Consider the following 24,023-nt stretch of genomic DNA (forward strand, 5'->3'; position numbering starts at 1 on the left):
TATGAAAACATAGTGCTTTCAAGCGCTGCCGGACTGGCGATTTACGGAGCAATTCGTTTGCGCCACCATGCTCAGCGTCTCATAATGGCAAAAAATTATTCAGACTTCCTCATGCCTGCAGACAGAAAAAAATCGGAGCTTCAAAAGCTGACGTCGCCGCATAATCTTATTGGTTCAAGGAGCACGAGATGATTTCGGGAACACTTTCGACTCCGCCTCGAAGCAGCGCAAACGAAACGCCGGTTGTATACATAGTGGACGACGACGAGTCGATGCGCGAGGCGCTTGGCGGACTATTGCGCTCAATCGGATTACGCGTGGAGGCGTTCGAATCGCCCAACCAATTTCTGAGCTTTTCGAAATATGACGTGCCGAGCTGCCTGATTCTTGACGTCAGGCTACGCGGAGAGAGCGGTCTCACCTTTCAGCGAGATATTGTCAAGGCAGGCTTGCAAATACCCATCTTGTTCATTACGGGGTATGGCGACATGGAGATGTCTGTCAGGGCTATGAAGGCTGGCGCACTCGACTTCTTTCCGAAGCCGTTTCGCGATCAGGACATGCTGGACGCGGTCGCACACGCGTTGAAACATGATGGCGAACGCATTGCGACCGAGCGGACACTCACAGCAGTGAAGATCTCTTACAGTTCCCTGACGCCGCGCGAGAAGGAAGTGCTCGGATTTGTTCTGGCTGGCTTGATGAACAAGCAGATTGCGTCGGAAATGAGCCTGAGCGAAATCACTGTGAAGATCCATCGTGGTCAGATGATGAAGAAGATGGAGTCGCGTTCCGTCGCGGACCTGGTTAGAAAGGCCGAAGCGATTCATGTCCCGCCGAACCACCCGAAGTCTCCTTGAGGCGTTTATTGCTCGGGCGTGTCGTGTCCGAAGGCCAATGTGGAATCGGCAAGCGGTTGCAAAGGCGGGTCGCCCTGATGGCTACCCTACCGTGGGGAGGCTGTTACATCGCCGATGCGACCCTGATACGCCTATACGTAGGTATGATTTCGGCTTGAGCGTTCAAACGCTACGCTGGTTATTGTAGATGCGTACGGCGCAAGCCCCTCTGTGCGCACATCTCATCTGAAGAGCGAGGTCCGTGGCGTGCGTACCGCTCACGTTATTTCCATTGTGGACGACGATGCCGCCCTTTGCGCCGCTACTTCCGCTTTGATTCGTTCGCTAGGCTGGCAGGCGAATATATTCTCCTCGCCAGAGGCATTTCTCCAGTCCGCGTACATCACCGAAACGTCGTGTCTCATTTCTGATGTGCGAATGCCGCGGATGTCCGGTGTCGAGATGCATGCACGCCTTCTCCAATTAGGCTGTGCACCGCCGACCATTTTTGTCACAGCGTTCCCTACTGCCGCTCTACGGGCGAAGGTCATGGCAAATGGTGCGTTGGCTCTGTTGGAGAAGCCTGTCGATCCTGCCACCATCGAACATTATCTCCATCTCGTTTTGGGAAAACCATAGTCCGGTTTTCGCGCTACGGCGGCGCTTTCAACCCGGCATCCGCCTGGTTTGTCTAAAGCGATTGCGAGACCTGAGCATTGACCGATGTCTGCGATCCAACGAGCGTTTCGGGGTTTCATACTTGCGTATGGCACCTTGCATGTCGCCCTGAGTCGAAACGCGTTTGGCCTATGCACTGCACCGCATCTGTAGCACGACGCCTGTCGTTCGTATCGCACATCCCCTACGCGGCGCATACGCATGTATGAACTGCCTACGCCTGAGAAGGGGCGGTAGCACCGGTTCGTATTATTTCATTTTCATGCGCAGACACGTATCTTGGTCCCATGGCAGGTTCGATCCGCAGTACTGATGAACAGAATGCATCAAATCGATTCGCTCGAATCCCGAGTTTTTACGTATTTCGCCAGCCTGACGAGGACCGTGCTGAGCACTTGCTCATCGGCGATGAACACTCTCAAACTCCACCGGGAATTCACACGTCGGACTAGACCCGCAACGAGTGGCGACAACTTTTCGGAAAATCCATTCAAGCGACTTTCGCTGTCTAGCGAATGCCTCGTCGTGATTTACGCGAGCTTTTGCCTGAACCTCATTTAGATTCCTAACCGCCGTGAATTCCATGTTGCTCATTGTTCTGGCCTATCTTGGCGGTGTTCTCACGATTCTCAGTCCGTGCATCCTGCCGGTGCTGCCATTTGTTTTTTCGCGCGCGGGTCAACCGTTCGTTCGCAGCGTGTTGCCAATGCTTACTGGCATGGCGTTGACCTTTGCTGCTGTAGCGAGCCTTGCAACAGTCGGCGGGAGTTGGATCACGCAAGCGAACCAGTACGGTCGCTGGCTTGCCCTCGCGTTACTCGCAGTGTTCGGCCTGATGCTGCTACTACCTCGTCTTGCGGCCAAGCTGATGCAGCCGCTGATGAGCGTGGGCAACCAGATCGCCGAGTCCGCGGCTCCCGGTGGCAAGCCGGCCAGCCCGAGATCGTCCTTTCTGATCGGGATTGCGACAGGCTTGCTGTGGTCGCCGTGCGCCGGGCCAATTCTTGGCCTGATGCTGACGACGGCAGCGCTGCGTGGCACGAGTTTCAGCACGACCTTGCTGCTGGTGGCCTACGCGGCGGGCGCGGCGACCTCGCTGGCGTTAGCACTGTTGATCGGCGGTCGGGTATTCACGTTGATGAAGCGATGGCTCGGCGCGGGTGAATGGATCCGTCGGGGGATGGGTGCGGCAATGTTGCTCGGTGTGCTTGCGATCTCGTTGGGGTGGGACACCGGCGTGCTGGCACGCGTATCGACCTTCGCGACGGGCGGCGTCGAACAGGAGTTGGTCGACCGGTTATCGCCTGCAAGGAATTCGACCGGGGTTGTCTCGCCCGACAGTCGGTTCGGCAATTCAATGACCAAGGTTGTGGCGAACATCATGGCGGGTGCACCGGACTATAACGCCGCCGTAGAGAGCGCACCACTACCGGTCGAGGGCATATTGCCGACGCTAAGCGGGGCCGTCCAGTGGCTGAATTCGCCGCCCCTTACGGTCCAGGCGTTGCGCGGTAAGGTTGTGGTGATCAACATCTGGACCTACTCGTGCATTAACTGTTTGCGTTCTCTCCCATACCTGAAAACATGGTCGCAAAAATACAAGGACCAAGGGCTCGTGGTGATCGGCGTGCATGCGCCCGAGTTTGCATTCGAACGCAATATCGGGAACGTGAAAAAGGCGACGCGTGAGCTCGGTGTGGATTATCCGGTCGCAATCGATAACAACTTTGCAATCTGGCGGGGCCTTAACAACGAGTACTGGCCCGCACAGTATTTTGTCGACGCTCGCGGACAGATCCGCCACCACAATTTTGGCGAAGGCAACTATGCGAAATCGGAACAGGTCATTCAGCTATTGCTGACAGAAGCGGGCGATGCAAATGCTGCAATGACGGCTCCGGGCCTGGCGAACACCGCGACACCTGGCGTAGAGATCGCCGCCGACAGCGCGGATCTGCAGTCGCCGGAAACCTACATCGGTTACGCGCAGGCGGACAATTTTGCGTCGCCGGGCGGCGAGCTTCGGGACGAAGTGAGCGTGTACGTTGCACCCACACGGCCGGCCCTGAATGAGTGGGGCCTGGCCGGTAAATGGGACGTCGAGAAAGACCGTGCGACGCTTGCTGCTGCTTCCGGACACGTCGTATACCGCTTCCATGCGCGCGACCTGCATCTGGTATTGGGGCCGGGTGCGGACGGAAAACCTGTCCGGTTTCGCGTAAGCATCGACGGCGCCGCGCCCGGTAACGCGCATGGGACGGATGTCGCGGCTGACGGCAGCGGCACTGTAACCGAGCACCGGTTGTATCAGCTGGTTCGGCAAACGCACGGGGTCGCGGATCACACCTTCTCTATCGAGTTTCTCGACCCTGGCGTTGAAGCGTATGCGTTCACGTTCGGTTGAGGCCTGCAGTTCCTGCGGGCGCCTGCGTTCGAAGTACCGGCGTGTTGCGCGCCGTTCGACTGGTATTTAAACCCTATTGCGAATTTCTTCTTTCAGGAGCGAATCATGGGCAAACAGACTATCGCAGAGTATCTGGCAAAAACGCTCGAGGCCGCCGGCGTCGAGAGAATCTGGGGTGTGACGGGCGACAGCTTGAATGGACTGGCGTTCAGCCTGGACCAGATCGGCTCGATCCGCTGGATGCACACTCGCCACGAGGAGAGCGCCGCGTTCGCCGCCGGGGCCGATGCGGCATCGACAGGACGGCTTGCCGTGTGCGCGGGCAGTTGCGGTCCGGGCAACCTTCATCTGATCAACGGACTGTTCGACTGCCATCGCAATCATCAACCGGTGCTCGCGATTGCCGCGCATATTCCGTCAACGGAAATCGGGCTCGGCTATTTTCAGGAGACCCATCCTCAGGAGCTTTTCCAGGAATGCAGCCATTTTGCAGAACTCGTGACGAACCCCGAGCAGTTTCCGCGCGTGCTCGCGCGTGCGATGCGCACGGCTATTGAGGAGCGCGGCGTCGCCGTCATCGTGTTGCCGGGAGACGTCGCGTTGCAGGAGTGTCTCGAGGCAGCCGGAAGCTGGACCGAAACGGCCCCACCGTCAATCGTCCCTGCGCAGGCTGATCTTGACCGGCTGGCAGACCTGCTTAACCGGTCAAGAGACGTCACGCTGTTGTGTGGAAGCGGCACAGCCGGCGCGCACGATGAAGTTGTCGCGTTGGCCGATATGCTCGGAGCGCCAGTGGTCCACGCTCTGCGCGGCAAGTCATTCGTTGAATGGGACAACCCCTTCGATGTCGGCATGACCGGCCTGATCGGTTTCAGCTCGGGTTATCACGCAATGGAATCCTGCGAGACGCTGCTGATGCTCGGCACGGACTTTCCGTATCGTCCGTTCTACCCGAGCAACGCGAAGATCGTGCAGATCGACTGGAAGGGCTCACAGCTCGGCCACCGGGCGCCCCTTACGCTCGGGCTGGTGGGCACGGTCAAGGACACGATCAGGGCCGTCCTGCCGCGCTTGCAGCGCAAGGACGACCGGAATTTCCTGGACCATGCCCGCAAGCATTATGTGTCGGCGAGAAAAGGCCTGGACGACCTTGCCGTCCCGGCGGGGCCGGGCAGGCCGATTCATCCGCAATACCTGACCAGGCTGGTCGACGAAGCGGCGAGCGAAGATGCAATTTTCACGGCCGATGTCGGTACACCGACGCTCTGGGCGGCACGCTACCTGACCATGAACGGCAAGCGTCAGTTGCATGGCTCGTTCAATCATGGTTCCATGGCTAACGCGATGCCTCAGGCGCTTGGCGCCCAAGGCGCCAACCCGGGCCGTCAGGTCATTTCGCTGTCCGGCGACGGCGGGTTGTCCATGCTGCTTGGCGACCTTCTGACGGCACGGCAACTCGACCTGCCAATCAAGGTTGTCGTGTTTAACAATAGCCTGCTTGGGTTCGTTTCCATGGAGCTGAAGGCGGGTGGCTACCTCGACACCAACGTCGATCTGAGCAAGACGGATTTTGCGGCGATCGCGAAGGGCGCCGGGATTTTCAGCATCAGGGTAGAGGAATCGGAAGACGTTGCCGAAGCGTTGAAAACCGCCTTCGCCCACCCGGGGCCGGCGCTTGTCGACGTGGTGACCTCAAAGCATGAACTCGCCATGCCGCCCAAGATCGAGCTTGCGCAGGCGAAGGGCTTCAGCTTGTACATGTTGCGCGCCATCCTGAACGGGCGAGGCGATGAGATCGTCGAACTTGCCAGAACCAACCTGCGCTAGCGGGTGGCGGAGACGTTTGCGGCGCGAGATTATCGAGCCGCAGACACTTAGTAAGTAAGGCAGCCTTCGCATGGAGTACTTACCGCTATGAATCCGAGCGCGCTGGATCTTTCACGCATACAGTTTGCTTTCACCATCTCGTTTCATATTATTTTCCCGGCGTTGAGCATTGGCCTGGCGAGCTTTCTGGCCGTGCTGGAAGCAGCGTGGATCCGGACGGGAAAGCGCTACTACCAGGACCTCTGCATCTATTGGTCGAAAATCTTCGCGGTCGGGTTCGGCATGGGAGTCGTGTCCGGCGTTGTCATGGCCTACCAGTTTGGAACGAACTGGTCTGGCTTTGCCAAGTTTGCCGGTCCGGTGACGGGACCCCTTCTAGCCTACGAAGTCATGACGGCCTTTTTCCTTGAGGCGGGTTTCCTGGGGGTCATGCTGTTCGGCTGGGACAAGGTGGGGCGACGAGCGCATTTCGGCGCCACGCTGATGGTCGCGATCGGAACGCTGATCTCGACGTTCTGGATTCTCGCATCCAACAGCTGGATGCAGACACCGCAAGGCATCAGGATCGAGAACGGCCATGTTGTACCGGTCGACTGGTTCAAGATCATCTTCAATCCGTCATTCCCGTACCGGCTTGCCCACATGACGATTGCGGCGTTCATCGTCGCTGCCCTCGTGGTCGCGGCCACCGGTGCATGGCATCTGCTGAAGGGCCGGCGCGATCCTGCTGTCAAGACCATGTTCTCGATGGCTCTCTGGCTTTTGCTTGTGCTCGCACCGGTACAGGCCATCGTAGGGGACCAGCATGGCTTGAACACCCGAAAATATCAGCCGGCCAAGATAGCGGCCATAGAGGGGCTGTGGGAAACGGAGAAAGGCGGAACCGCATTAAACCTGATCGGCTTTCCCGACATGAACGCAGAGGTCACCCGCTATGCGGTGCAGGTTCCTCATCTCGGCAGCCTGATCCTGACGCATAGCTGGACCGGCGAGATCCGCGGCCTCAAGGAGTTTCCGAAGGAAGACCGGCCCAATTCATCGATCATTTTCTGGACCTTCCGCTTGATGGCGGGACTTGGCGTGTTGATCATCCTGATGGCGCTTGCCGGCATGTTGCTGCGTCGACGAGGGCGAATTTTCGAGAGCAGGTGGTACCAGCGCTTTGTGCTGCTGATGGGTCCCATGGGCTTTGTGTCCCTGATTGCGGGGTGGATCACGACCGAGGTCGGAAGGCAACCATGGGTGGTCTATAACGTGTTCCGAACCGCCGACGCAGTCTCGCCTGTCACCTCGCAAAGCGTCGGGGTTTCGCTGATGGCTTTCATCATTGTGTACTGCCTCGTTTTCGGAACGGGCATCTACTACATATTGCGGTTCATCCGGCAAGGGCCCGTTGCACCCGACGCACCGCGAAGTCCGGTTGTGCGGCCGGTGATGGACATGGACCGCACGGGCCGCAGGCCGTTGGCCGCTGCCGGGCGGCGAGGTGCAAGTGAACGTGACTTCGAAGGGAGTGCGAAATGAACGTGACGTTTGCGTGGGCTGCGATCATCGCCTTTGGTCTTTTCATGTACGTGTTGCTTGATGGATTCGATCTGGGAATCGGCCTGATATTTCCGTTCTTTCCAGACGACGAGGAACGCGACATGATGATGCATGCCATTGCGCCAGTGTGGGACGGTAACGAAACCTGGCTCGTGCTGGGAGGCGCAGCACTGTTTGCGGCGTTCCCGCTGGTGTATTCAATCGCGCTGTCGGCGCTTTATCTGCCGATAATCTTTATGCTGATCTGCCTCATTTTCCGGGGCGTTTCCTTCGAGATCCGCGGCAAGGCGGATCGTACGAAGAACCTCTGGAACCTTGCCTTCATTGCCGGCTCTGCAGGCGCATCTTTTTTCCAGGGGATTATCCTTGGCACCTACCTGCACGGTATCCCGGTCACCAACAATACTTTTGCCGGCGATGCATTCTTCTGGTTCGAACCTTTCAGCCTGTTTTGCGGCCTGGGCTTGATGGCTACGTACGCGTTGTTAGGTGCATGCTGGCTCGTCATCAAGACTGAAGGCGACCTGCAACGCCGGCTGCATCTCCTCGTTCGGCCTCTCACGGTCGTACTGCTGATCTTCATGATCGCCGTATCCGTCTGGACGCCATTGTCGGACCCGCAGATCGCCAAACGATGGTTCGACTCGGGCCTGTTATCGCGCTTGGCTCCAGTCCCATTCCTTGTTGCGATCGTTGCGTGGTTCATGTTTTCTGCAGTCCGCGCGCGCCGGCATATCGTGCCGTTCCTCCTCGCGCTTGCTCTCGTTTTTTTAGGCTACACAGGCTTGCTCGTCAGCATCTGGCCTTATGCGATTCCCTATTCGTTAAGCCTGGCTGACGCGGCAGCGCCACGGTCGAGCCAGATCTTCACGCTGGTAGGCGCTGTCGTGATTTTGCCGATCATCATTGCGTACACAACGGCCGGATATTGGGTCTTCAGAGGGAAGGTTGCCCGCGGTGCGGATTATCACTAGGAGTGTGCGATGCAAAGTCATGTTGCACGGCCGCGCGCTAATAAACGTGGGCGCATAGTCTGGTTCGTCGTGCTCTGGAGTCTCGGCGTGGGTGGCACTTTTCTGCTCGCGCTGCCGTTCGAGATACTGATGCGCCTGGCCATGCGTTAAGCGTCATCCGTGGCATTTAATCGAACTAATCGAACCGCCGGCGCCGGATCCATTCACGGTGTCGCGCTGGCAAATGTCCGTCAAGTAAGCGCATTAGCCAGGGTCGAGTAACGTTTTGCGAGGCGGTGGTTTTCAACAGCACGGGGCCATTGCAGGACAGGTGCGGAAACGCCTGCTTCAGATTGCTTACTCAGGGCCGCACCCTGCGTCGGCGTCAGGATCGGTGCTCGAAGCCGCGGAGGGATTTGCCGCCGTCGTGGCATCGCCATCCGTTGCAGCGGCCGCTGCATGACTCGATGGAGAGTCGCCAATGGACGTGGCGCCCGGCGACAAACTGAGGATGGTCAGGGCGCCGCCGAGGCAGGCAAGAACGATAAGTCGCATGGCTTTTCCGGATGTTGGTTGGAAGCGCGGCCAGCCCGTATGGCTATCGAACCAATGCGTGACGGAACGGATCAAGCCGGCATCCGGTGCGACTGCTGGTCTATGCGGTTGAAGTCAAATCTTTAGGCGGTCTTGCCGGTGCCTTCAGGTGCAGCGGCCGGCATGTTCCACTCGTTTCAGTGACCGAAGTAAATCGACTTGATGCCGTCGTTGCTTGCGTAACTCGCCGCCGCAGGGGCGCCGGATCCGGAGGTGCCGCTGAGGGTACCGCCGACGCCGCCGGTCTCGGCGTTTTGTGCGGCCACGCGCGCTTCAGCAGCCTGGATGTCGGCAGGGTAGTCCGCGTCCTCTCCGCGAGAGGGGTCGTAGCCGGCCTGTTCGAGTTGAAACAGTTCGGCGCGGACCTCTGCTCGGGTCACGGGTCCGTTCGACTGCGCGAAAGAGGCGATCGGAGCGGCGAGTGCAGCGGCGATAACAACGGCTTGCATGAGCGATTTCATGACGGTACCTCCAGAGTTTGTTTCACTACCCGTCTATAAAACGGGATCGATTGGAGAGGGCGGTGTGCCGCGTGCCTCTATTGCCTTGCCTGCGAGCAGACACAAATCTTCCCGATAATGAGCGGCGACAATCTGAACCCCGACCGGGACGGAACCAACGAGGCCGGTGGAGACGGCCAAGCCCGGCAGCCCCATGGCCGGTAATGCTCTCATCGGTAATTGCGCTTCCCACACGCGCCGGAAACCCTCCTCTCCCTGCAGGTCAAGATCGTCAGGGAATGGCAATTCGGCCGAAACAGGCAGCAATAGCACCGGATACCTGGTCAGGAGCTCACGCCATTGGCGTGTCAGGGTCGTGCGTCGTACCAGCTCACGGCTGATCACATCGGCGGGAAGTGTTGCGACCTTGGCACGCGAAGCTTCGACGACCGCATGTGCACCGGGATCGCCGTCGCGCGCAACCGCTTCCACGAGCGCGGCGAAACCATCGCCGAGCCACAGTCGTTCCTGCACCTCCGCTGCTTCGCGAATCATTGGCGTATCCTCGATTTCTTCCACCTTCCATCCGGCATCTGCAAGCCGCCGCCCCGCGTCTAGCAGCGCTGCTTCGACCTCCTTGGCGATCTGCAATCCACCCGGACGAAGACATATCGCAGCATGGAGCGGCATGGCGGGACCTTCGAGGGGCGCCGGCACCCACCAGGGGTCACGAAGATCGCGGGCCGACATGGCCAGGAGGCCCACGCGAAGGTCCTCGATCGTGCGGCCGATCGGGCCGGTCGATGACATCAACTGGGCACCGATTGCGCGCTCCGGCGAGGACGCGTTGTAGGCCGGAACGCGCCCGAGCGTGGGGCGCAGTCCGTGGATCCCGCAGGCATAGGCCGGATAACGGATCGATCCTCCTATGTCAGTGCCGAGCGCGAGATGACCGATGCCGGCTGCCACGGCCGCTGCCGCGCCTCCCGATGAGCCGCCTGGCGTGAGCGACGGATTGCGTGGGTTGCGAGTGGCCCCGTGAACCAGATTGCTGGTGAACCAGCGCAATGCGAAGGTCGGGGCGTTGCTGCGGCCGAGGAGTACCGCGCCGGCCCGCAGAAGGTTATCGACCGCCGGGCTGTTGGCGTGCGCCACCAGATTCTCCTGTAGTCGTGTCCCGTTGGTCGTAGCGAACCCTGCCTGATCCGTATTGATCTTGACCGTGACCGGAACACCGGCCAATGGGCCAGGGTCCTCGCCGCGGGCCACGAGTTTATCGACCTGATCTGCCTGTTCCAGCACCCAGTCGGGCCTGTGCGCGACGATCGCGTTGATCTGCGGGTTGACTGCGTTGAGCCGTTGGAGCGCGGCCTCCGCCGCCTCCCGTGCGGAGACTTTTCGAGTACGAATGAGGTGAGCAAGTTCTGTTGCGGGCAAACGCCATAGGTCCGTCACGATGCCTCCGATAGAGGGTCAAGCTTTGGGTGGGGGTCCCCGCTCAGTACTCGGGGCTCGCACAGTTTGTCTCAATGCGATAGGCATCTAATGAGCATTCCGTAGGAAATAATCTATCGTCCGCAACAGCGATGCACCATCCTATCAACGGATAGCGCTTGCCTAACCATCGAGTGACTCACTCATACAGAGGGTTAATTTCCGGGTATGTCAGGCGAGGGCATGCTTTGTGTGTGGCGCTGGCCCGATCGGCGCGTATGAGGAAGACAGGTATCCGGCCTACGAGGGGAACCGCGCAGCGACATCGAACATCACCAGCATGCCTAGCAAACATACCGCGGGCAGCATCGCGGCGGCGTTCCCCATCGCGCGGGTGGCCAACGCGCCGATGACTGCTCCAATCGCAAAGCCAGTACAAATTGCCGCAAATGCGCGAGCACGAGATGAAGTGCCTGTAGCGGGCGCCGCACCGATGATCAGGGTAAATAGTGCATCGGCGAGCTTGCGAAAATTGCCCGTCGCCGCGATAGAGGTGTAAGCCCATCCTTCGACGTTCGCGAACGCTGACCACTGCAGCGCCGCGGCGAATGAGATCGATACGGTGGTTAGATAGTCGTTCATGTTGACCGGCAGCGCGGCGTTGACCAGCAGCACAAGTGACTCGACTGCAAGACAGATGGAGACGGCCCGGAATTTCAGGCGTGGTCCGGCCAGTTGAACCGCGCGGACGAAGAAGGTCCCGACAAAGAGCGCGATAATGGGTGGAATATGACGGACTGCTACAGACCACTGTGCATTGGCGACTGCCAGGGCGGCGAACAGCACGTTGCCGCTCTGCGCGTTCGCAAACACCATTCCATGTCCGATATACGTGTAGGCGTCGAGGAAACCACCTATCGCGCTCAACAATGCACCGGCCCCCAGCGTGGATTCCAGGGCGGATTGTGCGGTGACTGGCGCCTGGCTCATAACGTTTCCGGCAAGTGATTTGGGGCAGAAGATGTCGAGTCGTTTAACGCCTGCGTGCGTGGCATCGTAACGGCGAGCGCGGCACGTTCGCGGCACGTTCGCGGCACGTTGTTACCAACCTTAAGATAAGGGGAATCCAGGCGGATAGACAGCCTACCTGACGGTGTCGCTACTAGTGCTTAAGTTGGCGCGCAACATACGCGCGTATATGCCGCCAACGCAGTCGCGGCGCCGAGAGTGTGCGGTCAGTGGAGCGAGTGAACGCCGAGCAGGTCGCGAAAATTAAAATTTGGAAGGACACGATCCTCGTCCTCTGCGCACTTGCGAAACTGATGACTCGGATGTAGCAGCGCGTTGGGTCGACATGCCTTCGTATAGGGTGGCCTATACATCGGTTCCGTGCAGGCACCCTTAGAGGCGATTCCCCCGCAGGTCGACCAGGCATATCTTGGTCCCACTGCATCCCGACTCCTGGAGATGCCCCATCCATCGATCGATCGATGGTCCCAACGTGCGCAGCATCGCGCAGTTTCCAATTGGATATGACACGTGCCCGAACTCAATCTGGTCATTCCCGCCTTCGTGGACCGCGCGCTAAAAAATGAAATGACGAGAACCGGGTCGAGCGCATCGTCCATCGTCGCATCAGCGCTGGCGGGGTATTTTCATACCCCTTTGCATACGCTCTTCCAGGTTTCAACCTCAGGCGCGTTGGTTGAAGGCGTCTACACGGGCGCCATCTCGTCGGACGTGATCCTGAAGCACGGAGATTTCGGTTTGGGAACGTTCGAGAATCTCGACGGAGAAATGGTCGTGCTCGACGGGCGCATATATCGGGCCCGTGGTGATGGAACGGTCTCGCAGGCACCTGTGGACGCTTGCGCGCCATTCGCGGTCGTGACACGTTTCGCGCCCGATGTCGATCTCCAGATTGAACCGGCGGACTCGCTCGATATCCTGATGCAACTTTGCGACGAGCACCGGCGATCGAACAACATTTTCTACGCGCTTCGCCTCGACGGCGAATTCCGTCATATCCGCATGCGCGCGGTAAGTCCGCCTTCAAGCGGAGGCCGGCTGATTGACGCCGCCAAAGCGCAGTCCGAGTTCGAACTCAGCAGGATTCACGGCACGCTCGTCGGGCTATGGTCTCCGGGTTTCTCAAGCGCTTTCAGCATCGCCGGATATCACTTTCACTTCCTGTCCGAAGACCGTGTACACGGCGGCCATCTGCTGGCGTGTTCGAGCGGGTCCTTGCGGCTTCGTGTCGAAGCGCTGACGGATTTCCATCTCGCATTGCCCGAAAACGAATCGTTCCTCAAGGCGGACCTGAGCAAGAACTCCGCCGGTGAACTCGCGTACGCCGAACAGGCTCATTAGGAGATAAACGATGTCCAGAGAAAATGACCATGCGCCCCGAAACGGCGCCGAACTTGTTGTGCGGACGCTGGAAGATCGAGGTGTCAAATACGTCTTCGGTATTCCCGGCGCAAAGATCGATGCCGTGTTCGATGCGCTCGTCGATTCGAAGATAGAGACCGTCGTGTGCCGGCACGAACAGAATGCGGCCTTTATCGCGGGCGGGATTGGCCGCATGACCGGGAAAGCCGGTGTGTGCATCGCGACGTCGGGACCCGGTGTCTCGAACCTCGTCACCGGTCTCGCGACGGCGAACTCGGAAGGCGATCCAGTTGTCGCGCTAGGCGGCGCGGTTGCGACTGAGGAGGCGTTGAAGCATCTCCATCAGACCATGGACTCGGTGGCGATCTGTAAGCCCGTCACCAAGTTCAGCGGCGCGGTCGGCGCACCGCAAGCCGTCGCGGAAGTCATCAGCAATGCGTTCCGCGCGGCGGAATCAGGCCGGCCCGGCGCTGCATTCGTCAGCCTGCCGCGCAACATCATGTCAGCGCCGGCTGAAGGCAGGTTACTGAGCGTGCCGGTGTTCTCGGGGCAGGGGCGGGCAGACGGCGACGCCATCGCGGAAGCCGCGCGCCTGATCAATGCCGCACAAACGCCTGTCGTGCTGCTTGGGCTGTTGGCAAGCAAGCCTGCCAATGCACGCGCCGTGCGGGAGATGATCGCCGCGAATCAGTTTCCCGTGGTCGGCACGTTCCAGTCAGCAGGCGCCATCGCCGCACACCTGCTGGAAGACTTCGGCGGGCGAGTAGGGCAGCTCGCCAATCAGCCGGCTGATCGGCTCCTCGAATCCGCTGATCTGGTGATCACGGTCGGGTACGACCCTGTCGAGTATTGGCCGTCCCTCTGGAACAAGGACCGAGAGCGCAAGATCATTCATGTGGACGTGCTCTGCGCCGATCTCGACTCGTACTATTGTCCGGCCGTCGAGTTGACCGGTGACATCGCGCAAAGCCTCGCGGCCCTGAGGCCGCTGATCCGTCGCAGAGAGCAATCATCGATCTCATCGACTATCTTGCGTACGATCAGGGAGGAACGTGCCCAACTAAGCCAGGAAGCCGCGCGGCTTGGCGGGGCACCGGTTCACCCACTCAGGATCGTCTACGAATTGCAGAAACTCCTTGATCCCGATGTCACGCTATGCCTCGACATGGGGTCATTTCATCTGTGGTTTGCCCGGCATCTCTACAGCTTCAGGGCGCGTCAGGTCCTGATCTCGAATGGTCAGCAGACCCTCGGTGTAGCGTTGCCGTGGGCAATTGCCGCGACGTTGGTGCGACCCACGGAGAAGGTCATCTCGATCTCCGGTGACGGTGGTTTTCTCTTTTCGAGCATGGAGCTTGAAACGGCGGTTCGACTCAAATCGAACCTCGTTCACATGATCTTGATCGACGGCACCTACGACATGGTCGCGGTGCAGGAGATCGCCAAATATGGGCGCCCGTCGGGGATCGCGTTCGGCCCTGTCGATCCGGTGAAGTATGCGGAAGCCTTCGGCGCCGTAGGTCTCATGATCCGAACCGCCGACGAGATCGCCCCGGTCATGAAGAAGGCGCTCAATACGCCCGGCCCGGTTATCGTTGGCGTTCATGTGGACTACCGGGACAATCACAAGCTATTCGAAATGGTGCATGACAACGCATTTCACTGACTTTGGAACGGGTAGTTTGCAGACGTCCAGGGTCCATCGCCCTTCGACCGTCTTGCAAGCTGCATCACTTATATCGATTGACTGGATTGAACCCCTATCGCGGAGCGAGGTTCATGCCAGGCGGCACATTTGCCGCACATTTCGAGCGGAGTACCCCATGAGCATGACAGTGATACAACATGTCCTTTCACGCTTGCGCGAACTTGGAATCAAGGACGTTTTTGGCGTCGCAGGAGACTATGCGTTCCCGATAGAGGACGCCGTCTGCGGGCACAATGAAATGCGGTGGATTGGAAATTGCAATGAGCTTAATGCCGCGTATGCGGCCGACGGCTATGCGCGTATCCATGGCATGGCAGCGCTTAGTACAACCTATGGTGTTGGAGAGCTCAGCGCGATTAACGGAATTGCGGGGGCTTATGCCGAGTATTTGCCCGTCTTCCATCTGGTGGGAATGCCTGCAAGCGGGGTCCAGGCGGCGCGGCGGCTTGTCCATCACACGCTGGGCAATGGAGAATTCGATATCTTTTACAACATGGCCGAGCCGATGGTTTGCGCGCGCGCCATCATCACGCCGGAGAACTGTGTCGCCGAAACCGAGCGGCTGATTGCCGCGGCGCTGCACTCCCGTCGTCCGGTCTACATGGGTTTTCCTTCGGATTTTGCCATCATGCCGGTTGTCGGTGCGGTTCAACCGGTTGCCGCACCCACGGCTGACCCGGTGGTACTGGACGCGGCGGTCACCGCCATCGTCGATACGCTTTCCGGTTGCAAGACAGCGTGCATCGTGCCTGGAATTCTGGTTTCGCGCTGCGGACTGGCTGACGAGGCCCAGGCTATCGTCGACGCGTCAAACCTGCCTTTCACGACGATGTTTATGGACAAGTGCGTCCTTGACGAGACACATCCGAACTACATCGGCATGTATGACGGAAAATTGATGAACGAGCAGGTCCGGGCCTTCGTGGAGGGATGCGACTGCGTCTTCGGCATTGGCGCCATGCTGACGGATTTCAACTCGGGTTCGTTCACCGCGCAGGTCGACCGCTCGAAGAGCATCAATGTCATGCATGACATGGTGCGTGTCGGGTCGGCGTTCTACAACAACATCGGCATGAAGGACGTGCTGACCGAACTGGTCAAGAGGATTCCCCGTAAGGAGGTACAAGCGCCGAGGGTAGAGGGGTTGGGCGCGCCGCAGGGCGACCCTGACGGCAAGATCACCGTGGACTATCTCTATCCACGTTGGCAACAGATGCTGAAGCCCGGCGACATGCTGATTGCAGAAACGGGAACCTCGTCGATGGGCCTCGGCTTTGCCCACATGCCCAAAGGGTCGACCTTTCAGAATCAGACGCTGTGGGGCTCGATCGGCTGGGCGACGCCAGCCGCATTCGGCGCAGCGATGGCGGCTCCTCATCGCAGGACGATTCTGGTTACCGGGGAAGGTTCTCATCAGTTGACCGCGCAGGAGGTGAGCCAGTTCCACCGCTTCGGGCTCAAGCCCATCATTTTCGTTCTGAACAACGACGGCTACCTGATCGAACGATTACTCTGCAACGACCCGGAAATTTACTATAACGATCTGGCGAAATGGCACTACGCCAGGCTTCCGGAGGCACTCGGCTGCGACGGCTGGTTTACGACGCGGGTGACAACCTGCTTCGAGTTGGACGAGGCTATTAACAAGGCGGAGTTGTGCGGAACGGGCGCCTATATCGAGGTAGTCACGGACAGGTATGCGGCGTCACCCTTATCGCAGAAGCTTCATGAGACACGTGACTCGCTATATTCGGCCTAGCGTCCAGGGTGATCTTTTGCCGTGTGGAAAGGGTCGAAATGGAGTGACCGGACGAGTGGCCCTTTCACCTTGGAAGCTGCCGTAGATAAGGCTCCTTTGGCAAAGCATGCTGGAGCCAATGCTAGGAGGTGCTCTCATGCGAGCGAGGGTCTTAACCGAGTTCGGCAGTCCGGAAAATTTTCAGCTTCGAGAAATCGCGAACCCCCAAGATACCATCCGGCATGGTATTGGTTCGCTTGATTGTCACACTCGTCGATCAGATTGACACGAAGATCGGTGGCAGACTCGCTATCTGTCACGGCCTCCCTTCCGTGCTGGGCGCTGATGTCGCTGATGTCCGATGACGTGATCCAGGCACTTGCTGACTGACACTGGTTCACGAAGGGACATGAGGGTCGCGACTGCGCAGCCGCTGACAGCAAGGAAAGGGCGTCCGTCGTTGCACCCTTCGCACGTGGAACCACCGATCGGATCGAATCAACCCGAGGATTTGTACATCGACCGATCCGTGCACGCGAGAAGGAGAGCCGCAGCGGTGCGAAGATTCAGTGCAGGAGTTCGGGGATGTCCAAATCAAGATCCGAAGGACAATCAGTTGACCGATAACCGACGCTTCGCCGGCGCGATAAAGGTCATCACCAGGTCGTCGGCTCGGCCGTGTCGGACTTCGGGCCGCTATCGATAGCAAGGCGCTTGTTCGCACGTTGCCGGCTCTCTTCCCGTTAGTGGTTTTCGGTCAGACGAAGTAGTTGCTCGTTTCGCTGGTGACGCCCTCGGTTCCGCCGCGCGTAAGGGCGAAGCCTTGGTCTGGGCCCACGCCCGGCGCAAGCTGGCGCAACGAGGCGATTAGAGACATCGCGCGAAACGGCCGAGGCGAATGGAAGAAGCGCAGGGGCTATCACTGGCGTTCGCGCGTCGAGAACGCGATGTACCGTTTTAAGAAACTTACAAGTAATCGCCCGTGCTCGCGCCGCGTCGGTTCACAAGCGACCGATATGACGATCCGCGTCGGTGCGAGTCTTCACTCCGTCCACGCGGCGTCGATTTTAAATAACCTGGTTCCGCGTTGCACCGGTGTCGACTACGGTATTCCAGGACGGCTTCCGTTTTGGATATTCAATGAGCTCGACATAAATGGAATTGTAGTTCCGATAACTAAATAATAGAAACGAGGAATGCATCGTCGAGCGGCTGGTAGGGGCGAACTGCTGCTAGGTCATCAAAGTAAGAACTAAATTCTGGACGAACCGGCACCGTTGGCGTCCGGGACGATTCGGTCAGGCTATTGCTCGGGCGCGCGAGGCGGCTTGTTGGCGTCTCTGATCGGCTTGGCCTGTACTTCCGCCTGCGCGACGGCAGCATGATACAACTCGACAATGAACTCGGTCGTCAGAGGGTTCCACACGTCGTCGTGGTCCTTCATGATGGCTTTGTCGACCTGGACAACCCAGTATGGAAAAAAATTGCCAGGGCGTTTTTCCGTGGGCGGAACGGTTGCGAGAAGCGACATGCCATTGCCGACGTATATCGACGACTTACCGAAAATCGAGAAGGCGCCGGTTCCGATCCCGTTTGGCGCCCAGATCTTGACTCGGCAGTCCACCGGCGTCGGCGACGCGTCACACACGTCGACATCGGCTAGGCCGTCATCGCAAAGCGACTTTGGGCGGCGCCCATCAGGGTAGTTCGGAGAATGGAGGGTCGGCGAAAGGTAGAGCCGATGCGTTTCGAACGCCGGAACCCACCCCATCGCGTGATCGCTCTCAGTTTTCTCGATGCCGAGCGGATTGCCTCCGATCGTCGTGACGTGCCGGAAGATGGGAAACGTATCGCCAGTGGCCCAATCGCCTACGGACTGGAGCGTCACGACCACCGGTAGTTGCGCGCCACCGGTTACGGCGTCTGGCCCGAGATATGAGGGGCGCTGCTTGGCGGAATAGTAAGGTGGGGCGTAACGTGTACCTTCAAACGCGGGGTTGAGGAGAACAACGAGATCGCCGAACGAATAGACACGGTCTCCCGGTGGCGTACTGAGGCCAGTCTCCATATTCCCGAGCAACGATCGGAAATTAAAGAGCGCACCATAGCTGTGACCGATCGTGAGCATGTGGACTTTGCCGCATTCAGACGCGTTGCCAGACAGCGGTTTTTTGCCGCTTGGATGGCACGAGTGGTCCAGGTAGAAACGGTGAAGACGCTCGAATAGCCCCTGCACCGCGCCAGCCGATACGATTTGGGCGGCGAGTTCCGATCCCATACGGACAGCACGTTTGAGGTGAACTCGATCGAATCACCGCGCCATCCAACGAGGATGCCAACTACGTGTCGGGGCGGCGTCTCCAAATTATCAAGGACGGCCAGTCTTTGCAGAAAGGCCCTCCAGATTTTGCCGCGAAAGATGGCATCATCAACATCCCGAAACGCGAGGCGGAGCTTTTGAGAAATTACTTTGCGCGCCGCTTGAATTTTCTGGAGGTCGTTGCAGCAGCATATAATTCAAAGCTTGCAGATCCAGATTTGGTGCAGCGGTTTTTTGGTCAGATAATTACCAACAACTCGTCATACAGGACAGCAGTGTGCCTTCGGAGCCTTGACTGGCCGGAATTTAAAAAATTTTATAAGAACGAGTTACAACGGGATGCCACGATTTCATCGAATGTCTAGATGTTCTGCCTGGTTGAAGCCAAGTCTCCGTTCGTCAATAGTCACGTGAAAGCCGCCAGCTTGGCGTGGCGCTCGAAGCAAGGGACGTTTTCGTTTGAAGCTTCAATCGCGTGCACTCGCCGGGGTCGTAAATTAGTCAAAGTCATGGGACATGAGGCGGCGGTATTGTGAGAGCTTGACTCATGTCGGGCCAATTGCGGACATAGAGAAATGTCTGTTTGAGCGTCTCAAAGGGGTCGCTGGTACGCGTTCGCCTCAGCCGTAAGCTGACATCCGCAGCGACGGTGTCGTAAGCGACCGGTAAGAGTCTGTCAGCAAACGGATCACGTTGACTGTCGAACGCCAGCAAAGACCGATGACCCCGTCTGATACCGTCGACCGGAAATGTGCATGCGCTGTCCGTCGGCCCGGGCTAACTGCCAATCCGCCGGAATAAGCGCGTGCCCCGGGAGCCCACTGAGTTACCAGGCATGACAATGCGCTTCTGTCACAATAGCGTCCTGCCGTTTCGCTGACGTGCCGCTGGCAACGCACCACAACTGACCTTTTCGTCAATGCGCATTTTCGGAATTAGCCTTTACGTCATCATCGCCCTGTTCTTTGCGGTGCATGCCGTGCGCAACCAGCAGAACATGTACTGGCTGCTGATCCTGTTTCTTTTCCCTGGCCTTGGCAGTTTGGTCTACTTCTTTGTCATCTACTTGCCGACCTTGCGCCAGTCGCGTGGTGCAAGGACGGCAACGAGGGCCATCTCGCAGCTTGTCGATCCCAACCGGGCGGTGCGCGAGGCGCGCACGGATTTCGATCGCACGCCGACCGTCGCGCATCGAATGCGGCTGGGCGCAGCGCTGCTCGATGCAGGCAATGCCACCGAAGCCCTGGTGCACTACCGATCGGCAGTTAGCGGGCCGTTCTCATCCGATCCGGCCCTGCTCCAGGGGCTGGCGCGTGCGCAGTTTGCCACCGGCCAAGCTTCGGCCACGCAGGACACGCTGGAAAAACTGTTCGCCGTCGATCCTCCTGCCCGCCAGCAAGCCGAACCTGCCTTGCTGTATGCACGGGCCCTGGCTACGATTGGCGCACCAGGCGCGCGCGCCGCGTTCGAGACGGCGCTCACCTGCGCAAGCGACGCCGCACCCCGTTGCCTGTACGCCGATTGGCTAACGGCGCAGCCCGACGATGCCGACCGCCAGCGTGCGCGCGAACTTTACGCTGAGATCGTGCACGATGCCAAGCATTGGCCACGCCACGCCCGCGAACATAACAGCGAGTGGCTACAACGGGCCCAGGCCGCCCTAAGCCGATAATCCAAGGCCCCCCGCGGCAGAGCGGCAGACTTTGAGCGCAAGAGTGATGCCGCCAGGGCTTTCGCCTGCATCAGGCGCGAACGCGGCGATATAGACGAGCCCGACCACGTTCGGCTGATTCCCCGCTTCCGTGATAACGGCGCCGCCGTACGAGTGGCCGACAAGCAGGACAGGCCCTTTCTGCTGCGCGATCATCTTGCGCGTGCGCTCGGCGTCGTCGGCAAGGGACGTCAACGGCATGTCGACGGCGTGAATGGATGTGTAGCCTTTGCGCGCCAGTTCGACGATGACCTTCCCTCAGTGCGCCGCGCCACCCCAGAAACCGCGCACCAAAATGACTGTAGGTTTCTCGCTCATGCTGTACTCCTCGTTGATACATTTTGCCAGCGCAGTTGCGTATCCATGGCCTGCCAGCCCGGATAGGACCGGGAGCATCGCTGGCGTGAACATGCCCATGATGTTCGCCTCGACCGTGCCTGGCAGGATCAAGCAAGGGTTGGTTCGTTTCCCACGCGAGAGTCTGCGCGAAGTCCTGTACGAAACCGCTATTGTCCGGCTGCGGCTGCGGCGGCTCAGATCGGATTCGGCAGGTCGCCCGCGAGCAGTAGCTGCGGCACCTGACTGAAGCTGTACACGCCGCCACCCGCCTTCAGGTCGAACACCCAGACCATATCGAAACGGTTGCCCGGCCAGCTTTGCGGAGCGGTCGTGTTACCCAGAATCGCGTTGGCGATGAGCGGAATATGCTTGTGCTCCCAGCCCACGAGCACCACTCCGTCGCATGCCATGGCCGCGGCAGCCAGGTCAGTCTCGTCGCCAACTTTGTACGTTGAATTGGTCGTGAGATCCAGCTTTTGAGCGACCACGCTCACCGTCTCGACAGGACGTTGGCTCGCGCTTCCATCTTCATCCGCCGCTGCAAACACGTATTGCGGCACCGCGAGGGTGGCGCTTTGCAGTGGTCCTCGTGAAGGCGCGAAAAGAACAGCTAATGCACCGGCACGCGTCCATCCGTCAACCAGCAACGATTCCACATCCTGTTCGCCCGCAGTCGTCACGCCATATGGCGGTGATGTCCCCTCAGGCTTTTCGCCATGACGAATGACCATGATTTTCTGTGCGCGCGTCATGATTTTCTCCAGCGGGGTTAAGGAAATTGATCCTGTCTGTCGCCTCTTTTCTATCGGCTTTCCAACGCTTACATTCGATGGACGGTCTGCTCGAATTGTCAGCAAGTAGTAGGTGAGTAGGAGAGCACCGGCGCATTCATGCCGTGAACCGATGGTCGCGCTGTGGTTGAACTTACCATCGATGGGGTTAGGTTGAAATCGTAATGTCGTTTACAAGTATCCTTACGGAATCCTATATTTTTGATTGTCGACCAGTTCGATAAACAGTAAGGGCCAGCCCATCCTTGATTGCATACTCATCCTCAAACAAGTAGCTCTCTGAACACGGATCAATATCGCGTTGAAACTCGTGTTGGACACGACTCAAGTTAGGATTTCGCATTTCAGAAGTCAAGCAAGCGACCGTGCGGCTGTTCGTCTTCTTCGATGCTGGGTATGTATGGAATCGTATCGATGAGCCGGCGGAGACGCAGAGTGGTCTGCTGGCGAGTGTGGGTGCGGGATTGCGATTCCAGCTCGGCCGGTTTGTTGATTTTCGAATGACTTATGGGGTGCCGCTTAAGGCGGGCGTGCCGAATGGGTCGAAAGCGCCGATGGTTTTGATGATGCTTGTGGTGGGGAGTTAGGGCCGGCCAAAAGAACCGAGTGAGCCAACAATGAAAATAGGGCTGACGAATGTTGATGAGCCACAGCGAAGTCTGGAAGGTGACCATCACAAAGGCGAGCCCAAATGCGCTCTTGGCGGCAGGCTCGCGCACTGAGCGCTGGGCTACACAAAAAAACTGCGCTTAGCGACAGGACCTGCAGAACCTGCAGGAGCACGAAGAGCGCCGTGAACTTGAAGACAGACAAACCGATGAAATGAAAGATCGGAGCCAGGAACTCGGCGAATAGTGCGACCGAGTTTGCCTACTCCCATCCCTGATACCCGGCTGGCTGCGCCGGATTACCGTAACCGGCGGGGTACGGCCGCCGCAGTTCAGGCGGCGTGTACATCTGGTTATATGCAGGATAGGCAGGCGGGCGGGCCACTATGACGACCTGCTGCGCCGCAGCCTGAGTGGGAGGCCGAGGTACATAGGCGGACTGCGCGTAAGCCGGTTGGTACTGAGCGGAGGGATACTGCGCGGGCGCGTACTGGTTAGCCTGAACGGTTCGAGGCGGCAACGGCGGTGGTCCGTATTCCCGCCCGGAATACCCACCTGACTCCCGAGACTCTGTTGACACCGGGTTATAGGCCGGCGCTGCCGCATATTGCTGGGGCTGCCGATTCTGATATTGCCGAGCTTGCCAGTTCTGCGCCGCTTGAGTCGCCTGCATCGCCGGAGCCGCTTGAGTTCCCGGCTCCGCGGCGTATTGCGGTTCCTCATCTGCCGGCCGATACTGCGGCACCGCCCGCTGAGCGTTCTGCGAATGGCGGCTCTGCGCTACCTGTGCGTCGTCGTCATTGTCCGATTTTTCGTCCGGTAATGCCGTCACGGCTTGCGTCGGAATCAGTATCGGCGGCTCGGACTCGGGGCCAAACATCTTCGACGGCGTAGTCCGCGTAGAAACCTGCTTCAGATGCACAGGTTGCACTTCAGCCCGCTTAGGCGGCGTGACCTGCACCGAAGCCTGCTTGAACGACACGACCGGCGCCGCGACCCGCCTCTGCGGCACAGGCTCGACTTGCGCGTAAACATGCTTCTGCGGCACGGGTGCGACTTGCGCGGGAACGCGCTTCAGCGGCACAGGCTCGGCGTGTGCGACGACCTGCCTGGACGGCGTGGCTCGCGCAGCAGCGACCCGCTTCGGCGATGCGACCGGCGCGGATACTTGCCTCGGCGACGCGGCTTGCGCTACGACCCGCCTTGGCGGCGCAACCCGCTCGGTAACACGTTCAGCAACCGGCTTCGGCGGTGCGGGCATGGCCGGCGCGGCAAGCTGCTTCTGCGGATGCTTCACCTCGTCAGCCAGGGTCGAATAGGATTTTGAGTCTTCCCTGGCGCGCGCGTTATAGCCGATGAAATACGCGTAGCGCAGGTCTTTCAGGTGCGCCTGATTGTCGGCATCGGCGGAGACGCGTTCTTCGCCGGGATCGAGAGATGCATCGACGGTCGCGTCTTCGTGGGCCGAGGCTGCAGCATCAGCGGCACAGGCGGATTCGGGATGCAGCGCGCCCACAGAAGACATCAGCGCAGCGGCTACCGCGACGAGCACTTTCTTTTCCATTCTTTCACCTCGGAATTCCGTGCGACAGACCGCGTGGGATTCTCCAATCTCCGGACCGGACTTTCAGTCGTGCTACCGGGATATCGACTCTTTTTAGCACGTCCTGAAGGGCCCAGGATACTGTTTCCGGGTATAACCC

At 59.1% G+C, this 24,023-nt stretch carries 20 protein-coding genes and 2 pseudogenes; 14 read left to right on the plus strand and 8 right to left on the minus strand.

What is annotated here, in order from left to right; translation table 11 throughout:
• Positions 1-188: 188 nt before the first annotated feature.
• The 7 genes from FH08_RS0105575 to FH08_RS52920 all read left to right on the plus strand — a co-directional run bounded on the left by FH08_RS0105575 (position 189) and on the right by FH08_RS52920 (position 8,417).
• Positions 189-860, plus strand: a complete 672-nt coding sequence (locus tag FH08_RS0105575) for a response regulator transcription factor (RefSeq protein ID WP_031357380.1) — start codon at positions 189-191, stop codon at positions 858-860.
• A gap of 273 nt (positions 861-1,133) precedes the next feature.
• Complete coding sequence (locus FH08_RS50260) at positions 1,134-1,478, plus strand: response regulator transcription factor (RefSeq protein ID WP_326928929.1); 345 nt, start codon at positions 1,134-1,136, stop codon at positions 1,476-1,478.
• Positions 1,479-2,100: 622 nt separating this feature from the next.
• Positions 2,101-3,921: a cytochrome c biogenesis protein DipZ gene (locus tag FH08_RS0105580; RefSeq protein WP_031357381.1), complete on the plus strand. Its 1,821-nt coding sequence runs from the start codon at positions 2,101-2,103 to the stop codon at positions 3,919-3,921.
• 105 nt (positions 3,922-4,026) lie between these two features.
• Positions 4,027-5,748 carry a ubiquinone-dependent pyruvate dehydrogenase gene (gene poxB / locus FH08_RS0105585; RefSeq protein ID WP_031357382.1) on the plus strand — a complete coding sequence of 574 codons (1,722 nt, stop codon included), beginning with the start codon at positions 4,027-4,029 and terminating at the stop codon, positions 5,746-5,748.
• Positions 5,749-5,835: 87 nt separating this feature from the next.
• The gene (locus tag FH08_RS0105590; RefSeq protein WP_051887803.1) at positions 5,836-7,272 is read left to right on the plus strand and encodes a cytochrome ubiquinol oxidase subunit I; all 1,437 of its coding nucleotides are present in this window, start codon (positions 5,836-5,838) and stop codon (positions 7,270-7,272) included.
• Positions 7,269-8,267, plus strand: a complete 999-nt coding sequence (gene cydB / locus FH08_RS0105595; RefSeq protein WP_031357384.1) for a cytochrome d ubiquinol oxidase subunit II — start codon at positions 7,269-7,271, stop codon at positions 8,265-8,267. The genes FH08_RS0105590 and cydB overlap by 4 nt, the downstream gene beginning before the upstream one ends.
• A 9-nt stretch (positions 8,268-8,276) precedes the next feature.
• Positions 8,277-8,417, plus strand: coding sequence for a hypothetical protein (locus FH08_RS52920; protein WP_200878708.1), 141 nt, complete (start codon positions 8,277-8,279; stop codon positions 8,415-8,417).
• Positions 8,418-8,603: 186 nt separating this feature from the next.
• On the opposite strand, the gene FH08_RS0105605 is transcribed toward FH08_RS52920, so the two are convergent.
• The 4 genes from FH08_RS0105605 to FH08_RS0105620 all read right to left on the minus strand — a co-directional run bounded on the left by FH08_RS0105605 (position 8,604) and on the right by FH08_RS0105620 (position 11,704).
• Positions 8,604-8,801 (minus strand): hypothetical protein, encoded by a 198-nt coding sequence (locus FH08_RS0105605; RefSeq protein ID WP_031357385.1) that lies wholly within the window; start codon positions 8,799-8,801, stop codon positions 8,604-8,606.
• A 176-nt stretch (positions 8,802-8,977) separates the two neighbouring features.
• A complete protein-coding gene (locus FH08_RS0105610) occupies positions 8,978-9,301 on the minus strand; it encodes a DUF4148 domain-containing protein (RefSeq protein WP_031357386.1) in 324 nt (107 codons plus the stop codon).
• 33 nt (positions 9,302-9,334) lie between these two features.
• A complete protein-coding gene (locus tag FH08_RS0105615; RefSeq protein WP_031357387.1) occupies positions 9,335-10,735 on the minus strand; it encodes an amidase family protein in 1,401 nt (466 codons plus the stop codon).
• Between the two features lie 279 nt (positions 10,736-11,014).
• Positions 11,015-11,704 (minus strand): YoaK family protein, encoded by a 690-nt coding sequence (locus tag FH08_RS0105620; RefSeq protein ID WP_031357388.1) that lies wholly within the window; start codon positions 11,702-11,704, stop codon positions 11,015-11,017.
• 549 nt (positions 11,705-12,253) lie between these two features.
• On the opposite strand from FH08_RS0105620, the gene budA reads away from it, so the two are divergent.
• The 4 genes and pseudogenes from budA to FH08_RS53220 all read left to right on the plus strand — a co-directional run.
• Positions 12,254-13,084: an acetolactate decarboxylase gene (budA, locus tag FH08_RS0105630; RefSeq protein WP_031357389.1), complete on the plus strand. Its 831-nt coding sequence runs from the start codon at positions 12,254-12,256 to the stop codon at positions 13,082-13,084.
• Positions 13,085-13,094: 10 nt separating this feature from the next.
• The gene (alsS, locus tag FH08_RS0105635; protein WP_031357390.1) at positions 13,095-14,771 is read left to right on the plus strand and encodes an acetolactate synthase AlsS; all 1,677 of its coding nucleotides are present in this window, start codon (positions 13,095-13,097) and stop codon (positions 14,769-14,771) included.
• A gap of 163 nt (positions 14,772-14,934) precedes the next feature.
• Complete coding sequence (locus tag FH08_RS0105640) at positions 14,935-16,572, plus strand: alpha-keto acid decarboxylase family protein (RefSeq protein ID WP_200878713.1); 1,638 nt, start codon at positions 14,935-14,937, stop codon at positions 16,570-16,572.
• Positions 16,573-17,342: 770 nt separating this feature from the next.
• Positions 17,343-17,585 (plus strand): annotated as a pseudogene (locus FH08_RS53220) (IS5/IS1182 family transposase); the annotation flags it as partial.
• Positions 17,586-17,854: 269 nt separating this feature from the next.
• Here the strand turns inward: FH08_RS53220 and FH08_RS0105650 are convergent.
• The gene (locus FH08_RS0105650) at positions 17,855-18,829 is read right to left on the minus strand and encodes a hypothetical protein (protein ID WP_031357392.1); all 975 of its coding nucleotides are present in this window, start codon (positions 18,827-18,829) and stop codon (positions 17,855-17,857) included.
• A gap of 65 nt (positions 18,830-18,894) precedes the next feature.
• Between FH08_RS0105650 and FH08_RS0105655 the strand changes: the two genes are divergently transcribed.
• Both FH08_RS0105655 and FH08_RS0105660 read left to right on the plus strand, forming a co-directional pair.
• A complete protein-coding gene (locus tag FH08_RS0105655) occupies positions 18,895-19,236 on the plus strand; it encodes a DUF4760 domain-containing protein (protein ID WP_031357393.1) in 342 nt (113 codons plus the stop codon).
• 554 nt (positions 19,237-19,790) lie between these two features.
• Positions 19,791-20,543: a tetratricopeptide repeat protein gene (locus tag FH08_RS0105660; RefSeq protein WP_031357394.1), complete on the plus strand. Its 753-nt coding sequence runs from the start codon at positions 19,791-19,793 to the stop codon at positions 20,541-20,543.
• 42 nt (positions 20,544-20,585) lie between these two features.
• On the opposite strand, the pseudogene FH08_RS48175 reads toward FH08_RS0105660, so the two are convergent.
• Together FH08_RS48175 and FH08_RS0105670 are read right to left on the minus strand one after the other, a co-directional pair.
• Positions 20,586-20,900, minus strand: a pseudogene (locus FH08_RS48175) (alpha/beta fold hydrolase); the annotation flags it as partial.
• 215 nt (positions 20,901-21,115) lie between these two features.
• The gene (locus FH08_RS0105670; protein ID WP_031357395.1) at positions 21,116-21,673 is read right to left on the minus strand and encodes a hypothetical protein; all 558 of its coding nucleotides are present in this window, start codon (positions 21,671-21,673) and stop codon (positions 21,116-21,118) included.
• Between the two features lie 380 nt (positions 21,674-22,053).
• On the opposite strand from FH08_RS0105670, the gene FH08_RS0105675 reads away from it, so the two are divergent.
• Entirely contained in the window at positions 22,054-22,299 is a 246-nt protein-coding gene (locus FH08_RS0105675) for a BamA/TamA family outer membrane protein (protein WP_152602738.1), read from the plus strand.
• A gap of 283 nt (positions 22,300-22,582) precedes the next feature.
• On the opposite strand, the gene FH08_RS0105680 is transcribed toward FH08_RS0105675, so the two are convergent.
• Complete coding sequence (locus FH08_RS0105680) at positions 22,583-23,884, minus strand: hypothetical protein (RefSeq protein WP_031357397.1); 1,302 nt, start codon at positions 23,882-23,884, stop codon at positions 22,583-22,585.
• Positions 23,885-24,023: the final 139 nt, after the last annotated feature.

The sequence above is a fragment of the Caballeronia sordidicola genome (genome assembly GCF_000729995.1).
Classification (GTDB): domain Bacteria; phylum Pseudomonadota; class Gammaproteobacteria; order Burkholderiales; family Burkholderiaceae; genus Caballeronia; species Caballeronia sordidicola_A.

What these genes read in the sequence shown, in the direction of transcription:
- FH08_RS0105575 (WP_031357380.1), top strand. Translation starts at nt 189, where the DNA reads ATGATTTCGGGAACACTTTCGACTCCGCCTCGAAGCAGCGCAAACGAA.
- FH08_RS0105580 (WP_031357381.1), top strand. Translation starts at nt 2,101, where the DNA reads ATGTTGCTCATTGTTCTGGCCTATCTTGGCGGTGTTCTCACGATTCTC.
- poxB (WP_031357382.1), top strand. Translation starts at nt 4,027, where the DNA reads ATGGGCAAACAGACTATCGCAGAGTATCTGGCAAAAACGCTCGAGGCC.
- FH08_RS0105590 (WP_051887803.1), top strand. Translation starts at nt 5,836, where the DNA reads ATGAATCCGAGCGCGCTGGATCTTTCACGCATACAGTTTGCTTTCACC.
- cydB (WP_031357384.1), top strand. Translation starts at nt 7,269, where the DNA reads ATGAACGTGACGTTTGCGTGGGCTGCGATCATCGCCTTTGGTCTTTTC.
- FH08_RS52920 (WP_200878708.1), top strand. Translation starts at nt 8,277, where the DNA reads ATGCAAAGTCATGTTGCACGGCCGCGCGCTAATAAACGTGGGCGCATA.
- FH08_RS0105605 (WP_031357385.1), bottom strand. Translation starts at nt 8,801, where the DNA reads ATGCGACTTATCGTTCTTGCCTGCCTCGGCGGCGCCCTGACCATCCTC.
- FH08_RS0105610 (WP_031357386.1), bottom strand. Translation starts at nt 9,301, where the DNA reads ATGAAATCGCTCATGCAAGCCGTTGTTATCGCCGCTGCACTCGCCGCT.
- FH08_RS0105620 (WP_031357388.1), bottom strand. Translation starts at nt 11,704, where the DNA reads ATGAGCCAGGCGCCAGTCACCGCACAATCCGCCCTGGAATCCACGCTG.
- alsS (WP_031357390.1), top strand. Translation starts at nt 13,095, where the DNA reads ATGTCCAGAGAAAATGACCATGCGCCCCGAAACGGCGCCGAACTTGTT.
- FH08_RS0105640 (WP_200878713.1), top strand. Translation starts at nt 14,935, where the DNA reads ATGACAGTGATACAACATGTCCTTTCACGCTTGCGCGAACTTGGAATC.
- FH08_RS0105650 (WP_031357392.1), bottom strand. Translation starts at nt 18,829, where the DNA reads ATGGGATCGGAACTCGCCGCCCAAATCGTATCGGCTGGCGCGGTGCAG.
- FH08_RS0105660 (WP_031357394.1), top strand. Translation starts at nt 19,791, where the DNA reads ATGCGCATTTTCGGAATTAGCCTTTACGTCATCATCGCCCTGTTCTTT.
- FH08_RS0105670 (WP_031357395.1), bottom strand. Translation starts at nt 21,673, where the DNA reads ATGACGCGCGCACAGAAAATCATGGTCATTCGTCATGGCGAAAAGCCT.
- FH08_RS0105680 (WP_031357397.1), bottom strand. Translation starts at nt 23,884, where the DNA reads ATGGAAAAGAAAGTGCTCGTCGCGGTAGCCGCTGCGCTGATGTCTTCT.